General features: G+C 57.8%; 18 protein-coding genes. 8 read left to right on the top strand and 10 right to left on the bottom strand.

The features are described from left to right. The 3 genes from CLV74_RS22910 to CLV74_RS18935 form a co-directional block, all read left to right on the top strand. On the top strand, positions 1 to 398 hold a 398-nt coding region (locus CLV74_RS22910; RefSeq protein WP_211299082.1), incomplete at its 5' end, for a hypothetical protein. Positions 399 to 498: 100 nt separating this feature from the next. After that, positions 499 to 867 (top strand): plasmid mobilization protein, encoded by a 369-nt coding sequence (locus CLV74_RS18940; RefSeq protein WP_170108107.1) that lies wholly within the window; start codon positions 499 to 501, stop codon positions 865 to 867. Next, complete coding sequence (locus CLV74_RS18935) at positions 864 to 3,518, top strand: relaxase/mobilization nuclease domain-containing protein (RefSeq protein WP_106267934.1); 2,655 nt, start codon at positions 864 to 866, stop codon at positions 3,516 to 3,518. Before CLV74_RS18940 ends, CLV74_RS18935 begins: the two co-directional genes overlap by 4 nt. A gap of 745 nt (positions 3,519 to 4,263) precedes the next feature. On the opposite strand, the gene CLV74_RS18925 is transcribed toward CLV74_RS18935, so the two are convergent. The 5 genes from CLV74_RS18925 to CLV74_RS18905 are packed head-to-tail and all read right to left on the bottom strand — an operon-like array spanning position 4,264 to position 8,737. Continuing rightward, entirely contained in the window at positions 4,264 to 5,253 is a 990-nt protein-coding gene (locus tag CLV74_RS18925; protein ID WP_106267930.1) for a DctP family TRAP transporter solute-binding subunit, read from the bottom strand. 31 nt (positions 5,254 to 5,284) lie between these two features. Further along, the gene (locus CLV74_RS18920) at positions 5,285 to 6,562 is read right to left on the bottom strand and encodes a TRAP transporter large permease (RefSeq protein ID WP_106267928.1); all 1,278 of its coding nucleotides are present in this window, start codon (positions 6,560 to 6,562) and stop codon (positions 5,285 to 5,287) included. Next, positions 6,559 to 7,077 carry a TRAP transporter small permease gene (locus tag CLV74_RS18915; RefSeq protein WP_106267926.1) on the bottom strand — a complete coding sequence of 173 codons (519 nt, stop codon included), beginning with the start codon at positions 7,075 to 7,077 and terminating at the stop codon, positions 6,559 to 6,561. Before CLV74_RS18915 ends, CLV74_RS18920 begins: the two co-directional genes overlap by 4 nt. After that, positions 7,074 to 7,820 (bottom strand): FadR/GntR family transcriptional regulator, encoded by a 747-nt coding sequence (locus CLV74_RS18910; RefSeq protein ID WP_106267923.1) that lies wholly within the window; start codon positions 7,818 to 7,820, stop codon positions 7,074 to 7,076. The genes CLV74_RS18915 and CLV74_RS18910 overlap by 4 nt, the downstream gene beginning before the upstream one ends. Beyond that, positions 7,817 to 8,737: an SMP-30/gluconolactonase/LRE family protein gene (locus CLV74_RS18905; protein ID WP_106267921.1), complete on the bottom strand. Its 921-nt coding sequence runs from the start codon at positions 8,735 to 8,737 to the stop codon at positions 7,817 to 7,819. Before CLV74_RS18905 ends, CLV74_RS18910 begins: the two co-directional genes overlap by 4 nt. 601 nt (positions 8,738 to 9,338) lie before the next feature. Here CLV74_RS18905 and CLV74_RS18900 point away from each other — a divergent pair. Next, positions 9,339 to 10,073, top strand: coding sequence for a 16S rRNA pseudouridine(516) synthase (locus CLV74_RS18900; RefSeq protein WP_106267919.1), 735 nt, complete (start codon positions 9,339 to 9,341; stop codon positions 10,071 to 10,073). A 158-nt stretch (positions 10,074 to 10,231) separates the two neighbouring features. Here the strand turns inward: CLV74_RS18900 and CLV74_RS18895 are convergent, their stop codons facing one another. Together CLV74_RS18895 and CLV74_RS22615 are read right to left on the bottom strand one after the other, a co-directional pair. After that, positions 10,232 to 10,552: a DUF1801 domain-containing protein gene (locus CLV74_RS18895; RefSeq protein ID WP_106267917.1), complete on the bottom strand. Its 321-nt coding sequence runs from the start codon at positions 10,550 to 10,552 to the stop codon at positions 10,232 to 10,234. Between the two features lie 525 nt (positions 10,553 to 11,077). After that, positions 11,078 to 11,395, bottom strand: coding sequence for a hypothetical protein (locus tag CLV74_RS22615; protein ID WP_146134984.1), 318 nt, complete (start codon positions 11,393 to 11,395; stop codon positions 11,078 to 11,080). Between the two features lie 464 nt (positions 11,396 to 11,859). Here CLV74_RS22615 and CLV74_RS18885 point away from each other — a divergent pair, with 464 nt between their 5' ends. Beyond that, on the top strand, positions 11,860 to 12,219 hold the full coding sequence (locus CLV74_RS18885) for a hypothetical protein (protein WP_106267913.1): 360 nt from the start codon (positions 11,860 to 11,862) through the stop codon (positions 12,217 to 12,219). A gap of 101 nt (positions 12,220 to 12,320) precedes the next feature. Further along, a complete protein-coding gene (locus tag CLV74_RS18880; RefSeq protein ID WP_106267944.1) occupies positions 12,321 to 12,950 on the top strand; it encodes a glutathione S-transferase in 630 nt (209 codons plus the stop codon). On the opposite strand, the gene CLV74_RS18875 is transcribed toward CLV74_RS18880, so the two are convergent. From CLV74_RS18875 to CLV74_RS18865, 3 genes are read right to left on the bottom strand one after another with little or no spacing between them, the layout of a single operon-like run. Then, complete coding sequence (locus tag CLV74_RS18875) at positions 12,935 to 13,615, bottom strand: cyclic nucleotide-binding domain-containing protein (RefSeq protein ID WP_106267911.1); 681 nt, start codon at positions 13,613 to 13,615, stop codon at positions 12,935 to 12,937. The two genes, CLV74_RS18880 and CLV74_RS18875, sit on opposite strands and share 16 nt — an antisense overlap. Positions 13,616 to 13,631: 16 nt before the next feature. Further along, positions 13,632 to 13,994, bottom strand: a complete 363-nt coding sequence (locus CLV74_RS18870; RefSeq protein WP_106267909.1) for a DUF3307 domain-containing protein — start codon at positions 13,992 to 13,994, stop codon at positions 13,632 to 13,634. Continuing rightward, a complete protein-coding gene (locus tag CLV74_RS18865) occupies positions 13,991 to 15,343 on the bottom strand; it encodes an adenylate/guanylate cyclase domain-containing protein (protein WP_106267906.1) in 1,353 nt (450 codons plus the stop codon). Before CLV74_RS18865 ends, CLV74_RS18870 begins: the two co-directional genes overlap by 4 nt. A 507-nt stretch (positions 15,344 to 15,850) precedes the next feature. Here CLV74_RS18865 and repA point away from each other — a divergent pair. Together repA and repB are read left to right on the top strand one after the other, a co-directional pair. Then, positions 15,851 to 17,053 (top strand): plasmid partitioning protein RepA, encoded by a 1,203-nt coding sequence (gene repA / locus CLV74_RS18860; RefSeq protein WP_245888612.1) that lies wholly within the window; start codon positions 15,851 to 15,853, stop codon positions 17,051 to 17,053. After that, entirely contained in the window at positions 17,050 to 17,967 is a 918-nt protein-coding gene (gene repB, locus CLV74_RS18855; protein ID WP_106267902.1) for a plasmid partitioning protein RepB, read from the top strand. Before repA ends, repB begins: the two co-directional genes overlap by 4 nt. Positions 17,968 to 18,137 lie beyond the last annotated feature (170 nt).

Below are 18,137 nucleotides of genomic sequence, written 5' to 3'. Positions count from 1 at the left end.
TCGACAAATACTCCCAGACTTTCGAGTACGCAGGCGACTACGTTGTCAAAGAGGTTAGCAGCGAATTCAGTAAGTTCGAGCAGACCTTGAGGAAATCATCGGCACTTGCTGACACGCAGGCCCGCAGGGCTGTGGCTGAGGCCATCTCGGAAAGCGCCGAGAAGATCGCTGCGATCTCCGAAGCTGCAATCCAGAGCCGAGCGGATGCGATCAGTAAACGCGCCATCTGGCGCGCGGCCCTCTTGAGTGGCGCGTTGGGGGTCTGCCTGACCGGCCTTGCCGTAGCCATAACCTACAGCGTTATGGCCCTGAACGGCATTTGCGAGGGGCCCCCAACCTATCGCACTCCTAGTGGCACGCCCTTTTGCGAGGTGAAGCGCCTGCCCTTCTCGGCCTGATGGCCTCGGCGGGCGGCGGAGATGGGCCGTAGGGAAGAAGAAGACAGAAGGGAGCGGCCCGAGAAAGGCGGGTCCTCCGGTCATGAAGGATACAGAGAAGATGGCAAAAGCAGGGGATAAAAAGCCCAGATCAGAACGGCGGCGCGCCGCCAGAATCGTTCAGAAACGTGTCACCGAGGCACAGCACGCAGCCTTCGCGCAACGTGCTGCGGCGGCAGGCTATGAAACCCCGAAGGACTATCTTGAAGCCTTCGTCTTGGGCAACGTCGCCATCAAGCGCCGCGAAAGGGGGGATCAACTCAAGCTCTTTGCCGAGTTGTCAAAGCAAGGGTCCAACCTCAACCAGATCGCCCGTGCCATCAACACAGGGCGCGTCGCGCAACTCTCGCAATCGGACATGGAGGTTTTTGAAACCACCCAAGCACTCCATGGGGCGTTGATCAAGCGGCTGGGAAAAGCGCTGTCATGATTGTCGAGATCATCAGAAAGCCCGGTGAAAAGGGGTCAGGTGGCACGGCAGAGGCTTTCCTGCCCGGGGTCCGTTATATCTGGCAAAAGGCTGCCCATGTGGAGACCCGCAACCTTGCCGCCACCGATTGGCGCGGGGCCGCCACAGAGATGCGGCTTGTCTCGGAACTGAACAGCCGCGTGCAAAAGCCCTACTACCATTTGGCCGCCAGCTGGCACGCACAGGAGCAGCCCACAGACGCGCAGCAGATGGCGGCGGCCACCCATCTGATCAAGGCTCTAGGGCTTGAGGACCATCAGGCCGTCATTGCCCTGCATCGGGACAAGGCGCAGGCGCATTTCCATATCATTGTAAACACGGTTCATCCCACCATTGGAAAGGTCTGGTCCAAATCCAACGACCATATGCGGGTCGAAAAGGCCTGCCGCGAGATCGAGGTTCTGCAGGGGTGGAGCCATGATCGCGGCCAGTTTGACTTTGACATTGCCCCCGACGGATCAGTGCGCCTGAAACCATCCCCTGAGGCCTATGAGCGTAAGAAAGCGGCACGGGCAAAAGGCAAACGCCCCAAAACCAGCGGTGATCGCAAGTATGAGAAATCCACCGGCTTTGAGACCTTCGAGCATTCCCTGACAGATGCTCTGCGGGATCGCTTTGCCGCGGCTGTGACGACAAGTCCGGATTGGCAAAGCCTCCACGATGCGCTTCTGGCAATGGGTCTGCGCTATGACAAGCACGGCTCGGGCGCGCGGGTTTTACTTTTGGGCAGCGGAGAGCATCTGAAAGCCTCGGCCATCGGGGCAAAGTTCTCGATCTCGAAGCTGCAAAAGCGCTTTGGCCCTTATAAGGCGCCGCCCCAAGTGCAGGAGGCCCCGCTGCCCGCGCCGCCTTCTCCCATCGCGGGCATGTCCGGCCTCATCACGGAGAAGGATCACAAATACACCTCTGCCTCCTCGTTCAAGCTGACGCTCCTGCGCCGCATCTATTGCGGGATCCACGTTGATCCCCTTGTTGCAGAGGCGATCAAGTTCGTCGGCTTTGCCGAAGTGCCCCCTCGGATCACCCTGCGGGACACGACAACCATTTTGGATCATGGCGAGAAGGTCACAACCTCTGGCGATACCAAAGAAGCGCGGGCCATCATGATCGCGATGGCAAAGGCCAAGGGCTGGTCTTCTGTACGGTTCAGAGGCCCACCGAATTTTGTCCGCGCCGCATCACTTGAGGCGGCACAGGCCGGACTTCCAGTCTTTGGCATTCCCGAAGACCTGCAAGCCGAGTGTGATGCCATCCTTGCGCGTCTGAAGGCGCAGGAAACCAGCATCGAGGACATCGCCGAAGGGGTTCAAGTCGCGGCGCTGGAAGCTGTCGCAGACCATGATGCAGCGCGCGCTAAGAGCGCTCAGGCACGGGCTGCGCGAGGCGCTGAGAAGGCCGCGAACCTCAAAGAGGTGGAAGACGTTCTAGACGCCCTGAAGCCCGACAAAGACCCTGTCTCACGGGCCGTAAAGCGCGTTGCGCTGGATGAAAAGCGCCGGATCACCGCGGCTCTACGCAATGAGCGTGACAGCACAAGCGCACTTCCTCCGAGAGACGCCGAAAGACTGGCAGGCTCTGCCAAGGGACGACGGATCGCGCGGACATTCCGTGATCATGACGAGACCGAGTTGGCCCGCATGAAGGAAGTATCCATCGATGCGATCGCCCGTCTTTGCGGCTGGACCTTCGCGCCGCGCCACAAAGACGGGCACAATGACCCCAACGGGCAAAAGCTGCGCGCCTATACGCGGGGACCCGAGACCATCAAGGCAACCCGCAAAGGCCCCCACTGGGTCTGGACGAACAACAAGACGGGGGAAGCCGGCTCGGTGATTGATCTGTGGCAGGCAGACAACCCCGGCAGTACACTGGGTGATGCCCGCAAGGCATTCCGCCAGATCATGGGGCCTCAGGGGCCAGCGCCCATGCCAGCCCGCGACGGGTCCTATGAGGAGCCACGGGATCACACCCAAGCCCGCAGGCGCTGGGAAGAGGCCCCCTATATCGAGGATCGCCGCACCTATGCGGAAGACCGAGGCATTGCAATTGCAACCCTGCAGCGGTTCCGCAACAACGTCCGCGCGGACATTTACGGCGGCATCTACTTTGCACACAGGCATCCCGAGACCGGCGATATCTTGGGTTTTGAGCAGGCGTGGGAAAAACACGGCACCCGCAACACCGCCCGCTTTGTCAAAGGCGGGGTGAAGACCGTCTCGGTTCTTGGCAACCCCAAAACCGCAACGCGGATGGTGGTGTTTGAGGACGGCTTGGATGCCTTGGCCCTCGCCGAACTAGAGGCGCGGCATGACACGATCTACGTCAGCACCGGCGGCGGCTTCAGTCAGAGAACCGAGCAAGCCCTGAAAACCTTGGCGATAGGTCGTCAGGTATGTTCGGGCTTTGACAACGACCGCGCTGGTGAGGCTCTGCACGCGCAGCTGAGGCGCATTCTTCCCACCGTCGAACGCCACGCACCGCCCGCACGCATCGAAGGTGCCACCCGCCCCTGCAAGAACTGGCTCGATGTCCTCAATGCCATAACAGAGCGGAGCAAGCTGGAACCGGAATGCGATGCGGACGGGCCATCAGAGGAATGGGCCAATCCGTGAAGTAGGGCTGGTACACAAATGATGAATATGACTACACGAAAGACGCATTAAATGAAGTGAGCAACGGCAGCGCCGTCGAGATGGCAAAATTCTTGGATAGCCAAAGCATCTTGATCCGGGCGAAAGACGGGAGCCTCCAAAACCGGCTGAGTTTCGGTCCCCGTGATCGCGTCTATCGCATGTCTCGGAGTGCCATAGATCGGTAGGCTGCGCAGAGCTGTGTTGCCAACCGACATGGAACCGCTCCCCGCTTTTGAAAGCGGCATCAACCGGATGTTGCCGTCCCATAGCAAGCCGGTCTTTGGACAGATGTCACAGAATGTCCGATCTCGTCCAAGTTCTGTCCAACCGATGTCCGGTATGTTTCCAAGGATAGAGAAAGATAATATATATAAATCAATAATTTAATAGATAATGTCCAACATATCTTTATTTTTAGGAGGAGATATTCGTGCGCACACGCACTCACACATATTTCCGGAAAAACCTGTACCGCTGCACCGCTTTCGATTTTTCCTTTCGGGGCAACAGGTTACGCGGCACAAGAAGCGGTACGCGTCTGTACCACCTTGTACCGTTGTACCGTTTTTGCCTCACGGGCTAAAATCGCGAGCCGATCCGCAGCCCTTTCGCAGCATCCTTGTTTGTCAGCTCACCTCAGTCCATGCAGGGAGCTGGATTAATGAGGGCACAATGACACGGGGCGCAGTTGCGCGCGCCCCGATCAGGTTCGGCTCGGAGCGGATTAGCGCCCCAGTGCGGCGTTCAGGGCATCAATGGTGTCTTGCCCGATCGTGTCGCGGTTCGCCTCATAAACCGGAGCGGTAGCCTCGCGCATGGCAGACAGAGCCTCTGGGGTCAGTTCGTTCACCTGCATGCCCGCGTCGCGCAGCTTTTGTAGGGTGGCGGAGTTGCGGCTGCGCATTTCTGCGCGTTCGGCATCACGACCCGCAGCAACGCAAGACCGGATCAGGGTCTGCTCATCCGCCGACAGTTTGTCCCAAAGAACCTTGGAATAACTGACCATTAGCGGCGCATAGACGTGGCCGGTCAGGGACAGATAATCCTGCACCTCAAAGAACTTGGCCGCGTCGATCACGGCAATCGGGTTTTCCTCGGCATCGACAGCTTTGGTTTCCAGCGCGGCGAACAGCTCGCCCCATGCCATGGGGATTGCATTGGCTCCCAACCGGTCAAAGGTATCGAGGAAGATCTTGTTCTGCATCACTCGGATACGCAGTCCCTTCAGATCGTCTGCCGTCTCAATGGGTGCCCGAGAGTTGGTCACATGGCGAAACCCGTGTTCCCAGAACCCCAGAACGACCAGCCCATGGGGCTCCATCTTGGCGGCGATGTGGTCACCGAACGCGCCATCGAGCGCCCCGTCTACTGCGGTTTCGCCATCAAACAGGAACGGTAGATCGAACACACCCAGCGCCGGTTCGATCCCGAAATGGGCCGAAGGGGGCTCGATCATCATTTCTTGCAGACCGGCACGCAGCGACTGCACGGCCTCGGCCTCGCTACCAAGAGCGTGTGACCAGTAGGGCGTGACCTGCACCTTGCCCTCAGAGCCAGCGGCAAGGCAGGCGTTCATGGCCTCTGTCCCAACGCCGATGGGGTGCTCGGCGTTCAGGCCATTGGACATCTTGATGTTGATCTCACCGATCTGGGCCGTGGCCGCACCTGCCACTATGGAAAGTGCCAGAATACTGGCGGTTACGGTAAACTTCATTACAGGTTTCCTCCCTTTTGTCTGAAGCGGCTCATCGCAGGACCGCAAGCGGCACAAGCACCAGTTCCGGAAAGGCGATGAGAATGAAAAGCAGGGCGATCTGCGCGATCAGGAACGGCGAGACACCCCGAATGACTTGCCCCATTGGCACGCGGGCCACGCCGGACACCACGTTCAGCACGATCCCTACGGGCGGGGTGATCATCCCGATGCAGGCGTTCATGATGAACATCACACCAAAGTAGATAGGGTCGATGCCGGCCTGTTTGATGATCGGCATCACAACCGGCGTCAGGATCAGAACCGAGGCCGACAGATCCAGTGCGGTGCCCATGACCAGCACCAACAGCATGATGATCAGCATCAGCAGCTTGGGGCGATCAAGGAAGGGCTCGATATAGGTGGACAGTTCTGCCGGAATATTGGCCAGCGTTATAAGATAGGCCGACACCATCGCAGAGGCGATCAGGAACAGCACGACCGAGGTCGTCTTGCCCGCTTGCAGGAAGACGCCGTAAAGCTCGCGCCAGTCCAGCTCGCGGTAAACCACCGTGCCCACAAACAAGGCATAGACAGCGGCTGCAATGGCAGCCTCGGTCGGGGTGAAGATGCCGAAACGGATGCCGCCGATCACGATCACTGGCATAAACAGGGCCCAACCGGCCTTGCGGGCCTCTGCCAGTTTGACGGACCAAGGCTGGCGCGGCAGCAGTTCGACCTGTTCTTTCTTCGACACGATCAACCAGGCCACTGTCAGGGCGACAGCCATCAGCAGACCCGGCACGATCCCAGCCATGAACAGACCCGTGATCGACACATTCGCCGCAACGCCAAAGATGATGAACGCGATCGAGGGCGGAATGACCGGCGCAATGATCCCGCCAGCGGCCATCAGGCCCGCAGCCCGCGGCACGTTGTAGCCCGCATTGCGCATCATCGGGATCAGGATCGAGGCCAGCGCAGCCGTATCCGCCGAGGGCGAGCCGGACAGCGATGCCATAATGATCGCGGCAAAGATCGTCACAATCCCCAGACCGCCGCGCATGTGGCCCACGCCCACCACGGCAAAGTTCACGATCCGGCGGCTTAGACCGCCTGCGTTCATCAACTCTCCGGCCAGCAGGAAAAACGGTACAGCAAGCAGGGTAAAGCTGTCCGCTCCAGCCACCATCTTGGCTGCGATGATCTGGGGATCGCCGACCCCCATAAAGAGCATCAAAGCCATCCCGCAGAAAATCAGCGCAAAGGCAACCGGCACGCCGATGGCCATTGTTCCGGCCAGAGTGCCAAGGAAAACAAGGATGGTCACTGGTGGTCCTCCGACAGGTTTTGGCCTGCGAAGGCGTCAAGTTCGGACTGGCTGATGCGGCCGGTCAGGATCGCAACCAGACGAACGGCGGCGATCAGGAAGATGCCCGCGCCGCAGACACCCAGCACATCGGACACCCAGCTCATGGGAATGCCGCTGACGGTGGCCTTCATGGTGGCGTTCAGTGGGTGCAGGCGCAGGGTGCCCATGACCATGGCCGCAGCGCAGATCATGACGACCCCTTGGGTCAGCCCCATGCAGACCAGCCGCCCGCGCCGCCCGAAACGGGAGACAAGGGTTTCAATATTCACATGGGCGTTCTCGCGAAAAGTCACGATCGCTCCCAGAAAGGTCAGCCATACAAAGGCATAGCGCGACAGTTCATCCGACAGATGGATGCCTGAGTTGAACCCGTACCGCAGCACCACATTGGCGAAAACGATCACCACCATGAACACCAGCAGGAACACGATCAGCGCCTCGATCAGGCGGGTACAGAGACGAGAAACGCTCATTCCGCGCCTCCTGCGTCACCGATCCGGCGCAAGGTGTCCTCGCGCGCTTCGGAGACCAGCAGCAACATGGCCTCGCGGACCTGTGTGGTGTTGCCGCTGGCGATAGCGTCCACCACAGCGCGGTGACGCGGCAAGGTGCGGCGCATGTTCTCTTCGATCAGCACATCGGGCGACAGCAAAGCGTCAAAGAGGTTCTCCAGCATCGGCACGATATGGGCCAGAAAGCGGTTCCCTGCCCCCGTCAGCAGCAGCCGGTGAAAGCGCAAGTCGGCCTCGAACCAGTCCCCCTGCCCGTCCAGCGCGCGCTCCATCGCGTCGCAGCAGTCCCGCAGTTCGGCCACATCGAAATCGGGATTGGTCGCGCATAGCTCAGCGGCGATGGTTTCGGTGCCCGCGCGGAATTTGAACAGCTCTTCCAGGAAATCATTGCTGACTCCGTAGCGGAACCGCCACGCCAGAACCTCGGTGTCGAAGATATTCCATTCATCTTCGCTCAAAACGACGGTGCCGGTGCGGCGGCGCACCTGAAGCATGCCCTTGGCCACAAGCGTCCGAACGGCCTCGCGGACGACGGTCCGGCTCACGCCAAGGGCCTGGCCGACCTCTTGTTCGTTGGGCAGCACGTCGCCTTCGGTGAAATCGCCAACGATCAGCCAGCGGGCAATTTCCTCGACCACCTCGGCGTGCAGCGATCGGACCGGTCGCGGAAAACGTCCGGTGTCTGGAAACTTGTCTCTTATCATGATGTCAGATCCTTGAAACGGGGCGCAGCAAAGCCCGGACGCTGGACACGGGCTGCCAAAAGCCGGCCAGAAAGCGGCGCGTTGGATAGGTCGTCGGGGGTCATGCTTGTGCAGTGGCTGGTCAGGAACAGCGTCATGAAGTCCGGCCCGCCGAAACAGGGCATCGTGGGATGCGGCACAGGCGTCGGCACCCGCCCCAAAAGCCGCCCGTCAGTGTCAAAGGCATTCAGGCATCCAGCGGAAACACCCGCGCTCCAATAGACGCCATCCACATCCATCGCGGCCCCGTCGGGCCTGCCTGCGCCTTCGTCCGGGGTGCAGATAATCCGGCCATCATACACAGCGCCCGTGGCCGGATCAAAGCGGTGATGCCGCACCCAAGCTGCAACGGAATCGCTATGGATCAACGCGTTACCGTCGGGACCAAAGGCCAACCCGTTCGAGCATTTAATCCCCGTCTGTACCCGTTTCGCGGTGGTACGGGTGATCCGCCAGAGGGACGCCACCGGCTGCATCTCTGCCAAGGGTGCATCAGAAACGCTACCCACCCAATAAGCGCCGTCCGGCCCGACGCGCCCGTCGTTCAGGCGACCTTCAAAGTCCTCTTGGACCGTGAGCACGTAGGTGATTTCGCCAGTATCAGGGTCCAGCAACAGGACGTCCCGCTCGCACGCAACAATCAGTCGGCCACTTTCACATAGGCCCAGACTGCCGACGCGGCCCGGCAACTGGTAGTCGCGGACCCGCCCCGTTTCCGGATGAAACGACCAGATCAGCCCTTTGGGAATATCGCACCAAAACAGACACTGCCGCCGCTCGTCCCACGTGGGGGACTCGGCCAACTCTGCACGAGTATCCGTGAGAACATCAAATTTCAGCGCTTCGGCAGTTTCGCCAAAAGGTTGCAATGCAGTCATGTCTCTCTCCCTCCTAAAGGTCATACATCATACCTTTGGTGAGTCAATACATTAATATATTAGTGTATCAGAGACGCGGCTCGCCCTATCGCCAGACGATCCTGCCGCAAACTGCTTGCTCACAGGAAACTCCAGATAACCTTTTTCTGTCAGAGGCTTAGTGAGATGATTTTGGCGTAATCGGGTCTATCTCATGTCTCGGAGGGCCATAGATCGGTAGGCTGCGCAGAGATGCGTTGCCAACCGACATGAAACCGCTCCCCGCATTTGAAAGCGGCATCAACCGGATGTTGCCGTCCCAAGGCAAGCCGGTCCTTGGACAAAGGTCACAGAATGTCCGATCTCGTCCAAGTTCTGTTCAACCGATGTCCAGCATGTTTCCGAGATAGCAGATAGGTTACGCAACACAAAAGGCGGACACGCCCATCCCACCTTGTACCGTTTTTCCCTCATGGGCTAAAATCATGAGCCGGGCCGCATCCCTTTCAAAGCATCCTTGTTTGTCAGTTCACCCCGGTGCATGCAGGGAAAAGCGGGTCCGCGCTCCGCACGGCCAGCGGTTCATCCCCGCGCATGCGAGGAACATAAGGAACGACGAACTATGCCGAAGACCCCAACCTCTCGCGTCGACAAACTGCTCTCTTCAATGGGCTATGGATCGCGAAAGGAAATGGCGCGGTTGGCAATGGCGGGTGGCATAACTTTGGACGCTGCCCCGCTTCTAGATGTCAGCATACGTATCCCTGTCACGCCGGATCTGCCAAAGCGAATGATGGTTGACGGCGATATGCTCGATCCCATCCCGGGCATGGTCATTCTTATGAACAAGCCCTTGGAAGTGACCTGTTCGCACAAGGAAGTGGGAAAACTCGTCTATGACTTGCTGCCCGCGCGATGGAGACGGCGTAATCCGGCGATCTCGACCATTGGTCGCTTGGACAAGCAGACATCAGGCCTTTTGTTGCTGACCGATGACGGTGCCCTGCTTCACCGGATCATTAGCCCAAAGCGTCACGTCAAGAAGACCTATCGTGCCAAATTGGCCCGCCCTCTCGATGGAAGCGAAGGCGCGTTGTTTGCTTCGGGCCGTTTGATGCTTGAGGGTGAAGAGAAGCCGCTGGCGCCTGCCGAACTGGTGATCATCTCGGAAACCGAAGCCCTGCTTTCTGTAACCGAAGGCCGATATCATCAGGTGCGCCGCATGTTTGCAGCCACGGGCAACCACGTCGAGGACCTGCACCGCGAATGTATGGGCGGCCTGTCCCTGCCCGATAGCTTGGCACCCGGTCAGTGGAAGCTGCTGAGCGAAGACGAAATCGCCATGATTTTTCAGTGAAGCGAGCGCGTGCGTCCCACCGCTCGCGCCACGCGGCCCTGCCAAGCTGGTCATAGTGGGTGCTGCGCTACATGAAAGCGTCTTTCGAAAACGGACTTGGCCTTCAGCAGCGCAGCCCAAGCAAAACTAAGCCACAAATTTTGCCTAGAAACATCCGCTCACAGACCATAGGCCTGCTCAAGGAATGCGCGGCAGCGCTTGGTTTCGATGTCTTCGCAGCTTTCTAGACGGATTTGACGGCGCAGCTTGCCGCTACCTTCCAGAAGATGCTCCGGATCATCCAGCCGCGCGCCTTGCGTAAACACCAACGCCACATGCTGTTGGTAGACATAATAGCCGCAGACCTGCGTGGTGGGCTTGTCGTGCGGCCGGCGGGCGACGATGCCGCCGTATTTCTCATGAAAGCTGGCGTCTGGCATCACGTCGCGGATCAATGCGGCTATGGCAGCGGTAATCTGGTCGCGGAGGGTATCGTCCATGTTCAAACTTTACGAAAATTGGATTTGCTGAATGCGGGTCATCCAATCCCATAGCGGAGACTGACGCAAGAATGAGGCCCCATGAGAGCGGGCAAACTAGTGGTCTCAGGCGGCGCGGCAGCTCTGAAAGGAAAAAATCTGGACATTTGTTTCCGGCGGCTTGCGCACCACAAAAGCCTTTAATTAGCACGCTATACGTGTGCATCCTTCAACATATTCACAAAATTGATGTTCTCGCGGAATGACTTAGTTCAAGTCGCATAAAAATTCTTACTCTTAAAGGCATTGTTTCCTATATTGATGCAAAGTTATATTTCACTTTAAAAGCCCCACATATCACCTATCAGCCACTATTTAATTAATTTCAACAGACGCTCGATGATTGGAGATTCAATGCAAGGACAAAATTTCAACCTAAAAAATAGAGTTCACATAATTCCATTCCTGCTGATCACTATATCCTACCTAGTCATAACCACCTTTATCTACATGTTCCTTTACGATGAATGTTGGAGCTGCTCCGATTCAGGTGTCGTTATCTATACACTCGGGTTTCTTTTCGCCTGCGGCATCTGCATGATCATCACAATCAGCATCATTCGAACAGAAAGGATGCGAAGCCAAGGCGACACGGCCCAGACCTTCAAACGCTTCGGAATGTTCAACCGCTTTGGAAGCCGTATTTGGTCTTTTGAGCACGACTTCACATGCGACAAGCCGCTTTCTCTCACCTTCCTTCAGAACGTTGACCGCGCATTTAAGGGCATCACAAAAGACGTTGACTTCAAAGCGCTGGACTTCAATGACCGTGACAGGAAGCTCATCAATCACGAATCCAGACATTTTTGCGCATCCGAGATTTTCAGAACCTCACGAGGAACGCGATACTCGCTTGTCCTGAGAACTGAGGCAATCGGCAAAGTGCAGTCATTCAGTTGGTGGGTCGTTGCGGGGGGTTACGAAAGCAACACCAAGAAGTTCGTAACCGTGTCCTTAAGTCCACTCACAATATGGTTCTGGATTATTCCAAAGCTGCGCGGACGGACAATAGTTCGGAATTCTATCTTAGAAATTTACAATAGTGACTTTGAGAGAATTGACGCCACTGCCAGACTTCGGATCATACAACGGACGACGTTTAAGGAGCTCGTAAGCTTATTAGAAGAAAATGGTGTGGATATCTCCTACCTCAAGCAGCAAAGCGCTCAGATCATGAACATTACTGTTGCAGGAAACGGTCGCGCATCATTCGGCAACATTATTCAGGGCCAGTCCAACTCTGTAGATTCCAGAATGGGTAGCGCATAATGACAAGCAAAGGAAATCTCAATATAAACCTAAACGGCGGACATTTCGCCAGCGGCAATATTGTTCAGGGCAACAACAATACTGCTACAGCAACAGTTGCCTCAGACCACAAGAATGAAGGCACACTTTGGCTGCAAACCTTGAAAGACCTAAAGGCCGCCCAACTCGCAAATGGCAAGTCAATCAATGACTTGCAAAACGCCATAGCAGAGCTTGAACCCATCAAGGACGCTTTGGAGAAAAATGACCTCAGCCAAAAGGATGCCCTAAATATCGCAAAGAAGGTCGGCGAAATAGGCAAAGCATTCGCATGGGCAGCTGCGCCCCTAGAGGGCTTGTTAAACCGGCTGCTGGGGTAGCCCCTACTATGCCAAACTTGCAGGTGGGTTGACCCGGAGGGTGCGGGAATTGATGTTGGCGTATACCACTTCATCCCATCAAGAACGACCCCATGTCCAACCTGCCCCCGATCCTCTACAGTTTTCGCCGATGCCCCTATGCGATGCGAGCGCGGTTGGGGGTGCTGAGTGCGGGGCTCACGGTTGAACTGCGCGAAGTGGTGCTGCGGGACAAGCCGCAGGCTTTTCTAGCGACTTCGCCCACGGGGACGGTGCCGACCATGAAGGCGGGGGATGTGATAATTGACGAAAGTCTCGACATCATGGTCTGGGCTTTGCGCCATAACGATCCAGAAAACCTGCTGAAAATGTCCCAAGCGGGATGGGATCTGATCACCGCCAATGACGGGCCGTTCAAAACGGCGCTGGACCGGACGAAATACGTCACCCGCTATCCCGACAGTGACCCGGAGGCGCAGCGCGCCACGGCATCAAGCTATCTGCGCGATCTGGACCAGCGCCTAAACGGGCAGGATTGGCTGATGGGCGACCGAGAGACCCTTGCCGATCTTGCGATTGCGCCCTTTGTGCGCCAGTTCGCCCATATCGACCGCGCTTGGTTCGACGCGCAGCCTTGGCCCGATCTGATCGCTTGGCTGAACCGCTTTCTGGAGAGCCCCCGCTTTGCCCGTGCCATGCCGAAATTCGCCCAGTGGCACGAAGGGGACGCACCGGTCTATTTCGGCGCATAGGCCCCTGGCCAGCTTTGGGTGACCTTCGCGCTGAGGTCTCGGTTGAACAGGGCGCTAAAGGCGTTGGCGATGGGCTTGGACTTTTCCAATTCCCGATCCAGCTTGCGCCGGTCCCATGAGACAAACCTTGCCCCTTTCGACACGCTGACGGTGGCGCTGGCGGGGGTGTCGCGACCGCCAATAAAGGACACCTCACCGATGAACTGCCCACCGGATAAAGCGACCGAGCGGTCATCACGCTCAAGCGTCATAGGCCCGTGCGAGACAAAATACAGCGCCTGCGGCGGGTGCCCCTCACAGGTCAGTTTCTGGGTGCGGGTGACATCCACATGATGGGCAAACCGCATGATCCGGCGGAACTGGCCGGGGGTCATGGTGGGGAAATGGGCGTATAGCTCTTTGTCCTCATGGGACATGGTGAAGGTTGTACGCTCCAGCAAAATGCTGAAGATCGCGTAAAGATTGGCGATCCCGATGGCCGAGCTTGAAATGATCGCATCCCAAAGCGGCTGGTCTGCGATGGTGTAGTAATAGGCCAGATAGCAACTGGTGCCCGCCAGCAGGAACAGCCGCAGCTTTAGCCCGTCGCGCATCAAAAGGCCGATCACGTAGAACAGCAGCGCCCCTTGCGCAAAGATCGAGGGGCCGAAATCGAACATGATCATTGTCTTTTCCTCCCCTTCAAAGAGTTAGCGCGATGGCCAGCACGGTGATCATCGTCAGTTGGTGCAGCAACTGGTCCAGCCCGAACAGGCACCAATACCGTGGTGACCCTGTGTCTGCCTTGTCGCCCACCCGCGCTTTCAGCCAATCGATGTGATAGTGGGCAACGGCCTCAAGCAAGGACAGGACCAGCGCGACCGGCAGGGCCGCCACAAAAAGCAGAACCAGAAAACTTCCCGCGCCATGTAGGCCCGCGTGCAAGACGCCGCCCGCAGCGCCGTATCGGGCCTTTCCCTCTAGGATCCAGCCGGTCTGACAACAGAAATCGAACAGCACATGTTTGACCTGCAAGGCGATCAGCGGGGCCACCCACGCCATCATGCGGCGGCCTTTAAGAGGGTGGGCTTAAGCGTCCAGCACGGCACAAATCCCAGCCCTTTCATCCGCACATCGCCCCGATGTTTGAAATCGAAAACTCCCGCCACGCGTCCGCAGGTTTCCTCTGAAATCTGGATCGTGTTGCGCGGCGCCGTGGCTTGCAGCCGGTGCGCCATATTCACCGTGCCGCCCCAGATGTCGAAGTGAGGACGCTTGCGGCCCATAACGCCAGCCATCACCGGCCCCGTATGAATCCCGATCCGCACCCCGATCGAGACACCATGCACCTTGGACAGCACCTGCACCGCATGGATCATATCCAGCCCCAAGGCACACAGATCAGCGGCGTCCGAGGTATCCTCGGCCAGCACTCCCGAGGCCGCCAGATAGCCATCGCCAATGGTTTTGATCTTTTCGACACCGTGATGCTCGGCCAGCATGTCGAAGCGACCGAACATTGCGTCCAGAAAGGCCACCACATCTTGAGGATCGTTTTGCTTGGTGAACCGCGAAAAGCCCTCAAGGTCCGCATAAAGAACGGAGGCCTCTGGGATGTCATCTGCGATGATCTGACCGTCCGTAACCTTCAAGCGTTCACTGACCGAGGCCGGATAGACCGCGTCCATCAGTTGGTCGACCTTGGCTTTCTCGGCCTTGATTTGCTCTCCCATGCGGGTCAACTGGATGTAGGCCGAGCGGGTGATGAAGAAGAACAAGATCGTCGCGTAGATCGTTGTTTCCATTTCCAAAAAGGTCGGATGCTGTTTGTAGGCCGAATGGAACAGCGAGCCGTCCGGATGCCCGACGCTGCGCACGCTTTCAAACGTCCAATGGGGCAGGTACGGGTCCAGACTATAGACCGCAAACAGCGTTGCCAACGCCGCAGCCAACCAGCCCAAAGCGCGATCCGGCCCCAGAATGACCACTGCGGCTGTCGGGATCAGCATGATGGCAAAGTGATCGCCCTCGGTCGTGCCATTGATCAATGCGGAAAACGCCATGAAGGCGAAATAGGGCGGCACCACCAAGTAGAACAGCGAAGGCGCCGTGCGGATGCGCCAGTACCAGAACAAGCCGTTTACCTCTGCCGCCACGATCAGCACATCCAGCCGGCGCAGGAAAAGCGAGCGTTCCGGCACAAACAGCATCGAGGCGGAAAAGAGCGTCATCACCACCGCGACGATCACCGCCATGGTTTTCAGTCGCCGCGTCCGGTCGTCATCGCTGGGGTCCTGACCGAAGGTCACCACCTTATACAGCGGCGGCACTTGCAGCAGGGCACGGATCGCCGCCGCCCTCTGGCGCCTCGGATCGCTTTCTGGCGATCGTATGGAAACTTCGGCTCTCATCATTCGTACCACCCTTGAAAGCTGAAAGTATGGGCGGGAATTTTCATGTGCCAAGGCAGGTATTCCTTACACCTTTGACGTGCATACAGGGCCATCGGCGGGCCGTTTGGTCTGCCCGAGACCATGTAAGGCACCATGCAAAAGGTCCCTGCCCTACCGCCGTGCCCCGAGTCGCGTCAGATTCGGTCAGCGGCGCAAAATTCGGGGGAAATGCGTCATTAAGGACTATCAGGCGTTCCGAACACGAAAATCACGGTTTTTGTTGAAAAACGGGCGTTGCGGACCGGTTGCCACATACGTTATTCATAAATAACAAACACTTACGGATCGAAATTCATCCGTCACCTTAGGATTAAGAACGCTTTGACCGGCAAAACAGCCCCCTGAGCGTCTTTATCCCCTGAAAGAATTCTTGCCAGCTTCCCAGCCTGAAGGCATAAACTGAACGCTAAGAAGACAAAAAACGGGACGAAAGCGTTCCTTAGTCCCCAGCAGTTTACAGGCATACCCGTGTCCAATCTACTTCATAAGCACTTGCAAGGCTTCGCAGGCGATCTGACCACAGCGCTGAAGGCGATGTCCGAAAGCTCATTCGCACCCCATGACGTCAAAAGCCTGCGCAGCTTTAGCGCCGGTGAGGCCAGCTATTATCTTGGGGTCGCCGACGGCTATCTGCGCAAGGCCCATCACGAAGGCCGCATCCCCGATGTCGAGATGGGCCCCGGTAACCGCCGCCGCTACACCGCCGAACAGATCCAAGAGATCCGTCAGGTTCTGGCAGAGACCGCCAAAAAGCCCGAACAGTTCATGCCCGGACGCCGCGATCTGGAAAAGGACGCGCTACAGGTCTGGGCCTTTGTGAACTTTAAGGGCGGGTCGGGTAAAACCTCGACCGGTATTCACGTGGCCCACGCACTGGCGCTGAAGGGCTATAAGGTGCTGGTGATGGATTGCGACCCGCAGGCCTCGATCACCACCTTCTTCGGTTACCAGCCCGAGATCGATTTCTTCGACTCCGGCTCGCTCTATGATGTGATCCGCTACAAGGATAAGGAAAGCGGCGAAGGCCCCGTTCCGATCACCGACATCATCAAGACCACCTATTTCCCGAACCTTGATCTGGTGCCGGGCGGCATTCAGGTGGCCGAGTTCGAACATGAGACCCCCTCGGCCCTGAGCCGTGGCGAACTGCCGGTGTTCTTCAACAAAATCCGCGATGCCCTGAAGGCGGTAGAGAATGACTATGATCTGGTGATCATGGACTGCCCGCCGCAGCTTGGCTACGTTACCCTCTCGGCGATCTGCGCGGCGCAGAATATCATGATGACCCTGATCCCCGAGCGGGTCGATATGGCATCAGCCGCGCAATTCCTGAACATGGCGGCCAGCCTGACCGAAGTGCTGCACGAAAACGCAGGCATCGGCCTGTTTGATAACTTCCGCTTCCTGCTGAGCCGCTTCGACACAAACGTCGCGACCCAAGTGGACCTGGCGGGCTTTATCCGCGAACTGTTCGGCGATGCCGTGATGAAATCGGCCTTCCTGAAATCCTCGGCCGTCAGTGAGGCGGGCATCTCTCAGCAGACGGTGCTGGAAGTGGACCTGACCGAAGTCAAAAACCGCAAGACCTATGAACGCGCCATCCAGTCGGTCCATGAGATCACTGATGAGATGGAGCAGATCATTCAGGCCAGCTGGGGACGTTCGGCATGAGGAAAGATCTACTGGCCAGCAGCCTCAAGCGGGTTAAGGAAGGTAAATCGGCGGGCGAAGAGACCGCCCCTGCCCCGCGCAAGACCTCTGGCGTTATGGCCGTCCAAAAGGGTCTAGAGCATCTAAGTTCTGGCGCACCGCAAGACGTGGATACCGCCCTTATTCAGGACAGCATCATCAAGGACCGCTTCAGCGTTAGCGACGGTCTGGAAGATCTGAAAACATCAATCGAACGGTCGGGCCAAAAGCTGCCCGTTCTGCTGCGCCGCACCAAAGGCGCGGATCGTCCCTATGAGGTGGTCTTTGGTCGCCGCCGGATCGAGGCCTGCCGCCAGATCGGCATCCCCGTCCGCGCCCATATCACCGATATGTCGGACCACGATGCGCTGGTCTCGCAGGGGCTTGAGAACGCCGCCCGCCTGCAACGCAGCTACATCGAACAGGCGGTCTATGCCTACAGCCTGATCGAACATGATCTGTCCCGCGATGAGGTGATGGATGTTCTGGCTGTGGATGAGACCACCGTCAGCCGGATGCTCGGCGTGGTTCGTGTGATCCCTGATGAGATCATCCGCGCCATCGGCCCCGCCCATGACGCCGGTCGCCGCCCTTGGTTGCAGTTGCGCGAATTGATCAACGCGGGTCAGGACACCGCAAAGGTCCTGAAGCAGATCAACATGTCGCTGCCCTCCAAAGATCGCCTGACCGCACTGGTCAAGCAACTGACCACCAGCGAACAACCCGCCAAGCCCGAAGCCGCCAAGCGCAGTGTTGCATCCGGCAGCCTGCGTATCGAACGCAGCCCTTCCCGTTTGTTAATCAAAGTCAAAGGAAATGACACCGATGGCTTTACCGAATTTCTGGACGAACGGATGGATGCTTTGCTAGCCGAGTTTCGCGGGCAGAAGAAGTGACCAGATTGACCGGCGGTCAATTTAGGTAGCAAAACGGACCTATTTTGACCACTGGTCAATTTATCCAACAACGAACGAAAACAGAGCAGAGGAGCAGAAGGCCATATAAGAAGAAACCCCCCGAAAGCGGTTAAGCAAACGAGGGGCTCCGAACTTGATTAGCACCTAAT

This window comes from Donghicola tyrosinivorans (genome assembly GCF_003003355.1).
Lineage (GTDB): Bacteria > Pseudomonadota > Alphaproteobacteria > Rhodobacterales > Rhodobacteraceae > Donghicola > Donghicola tyrosinivorans.
This window is presented reverse-complemented; position numbering and strand designations above follow the sequence as displayed.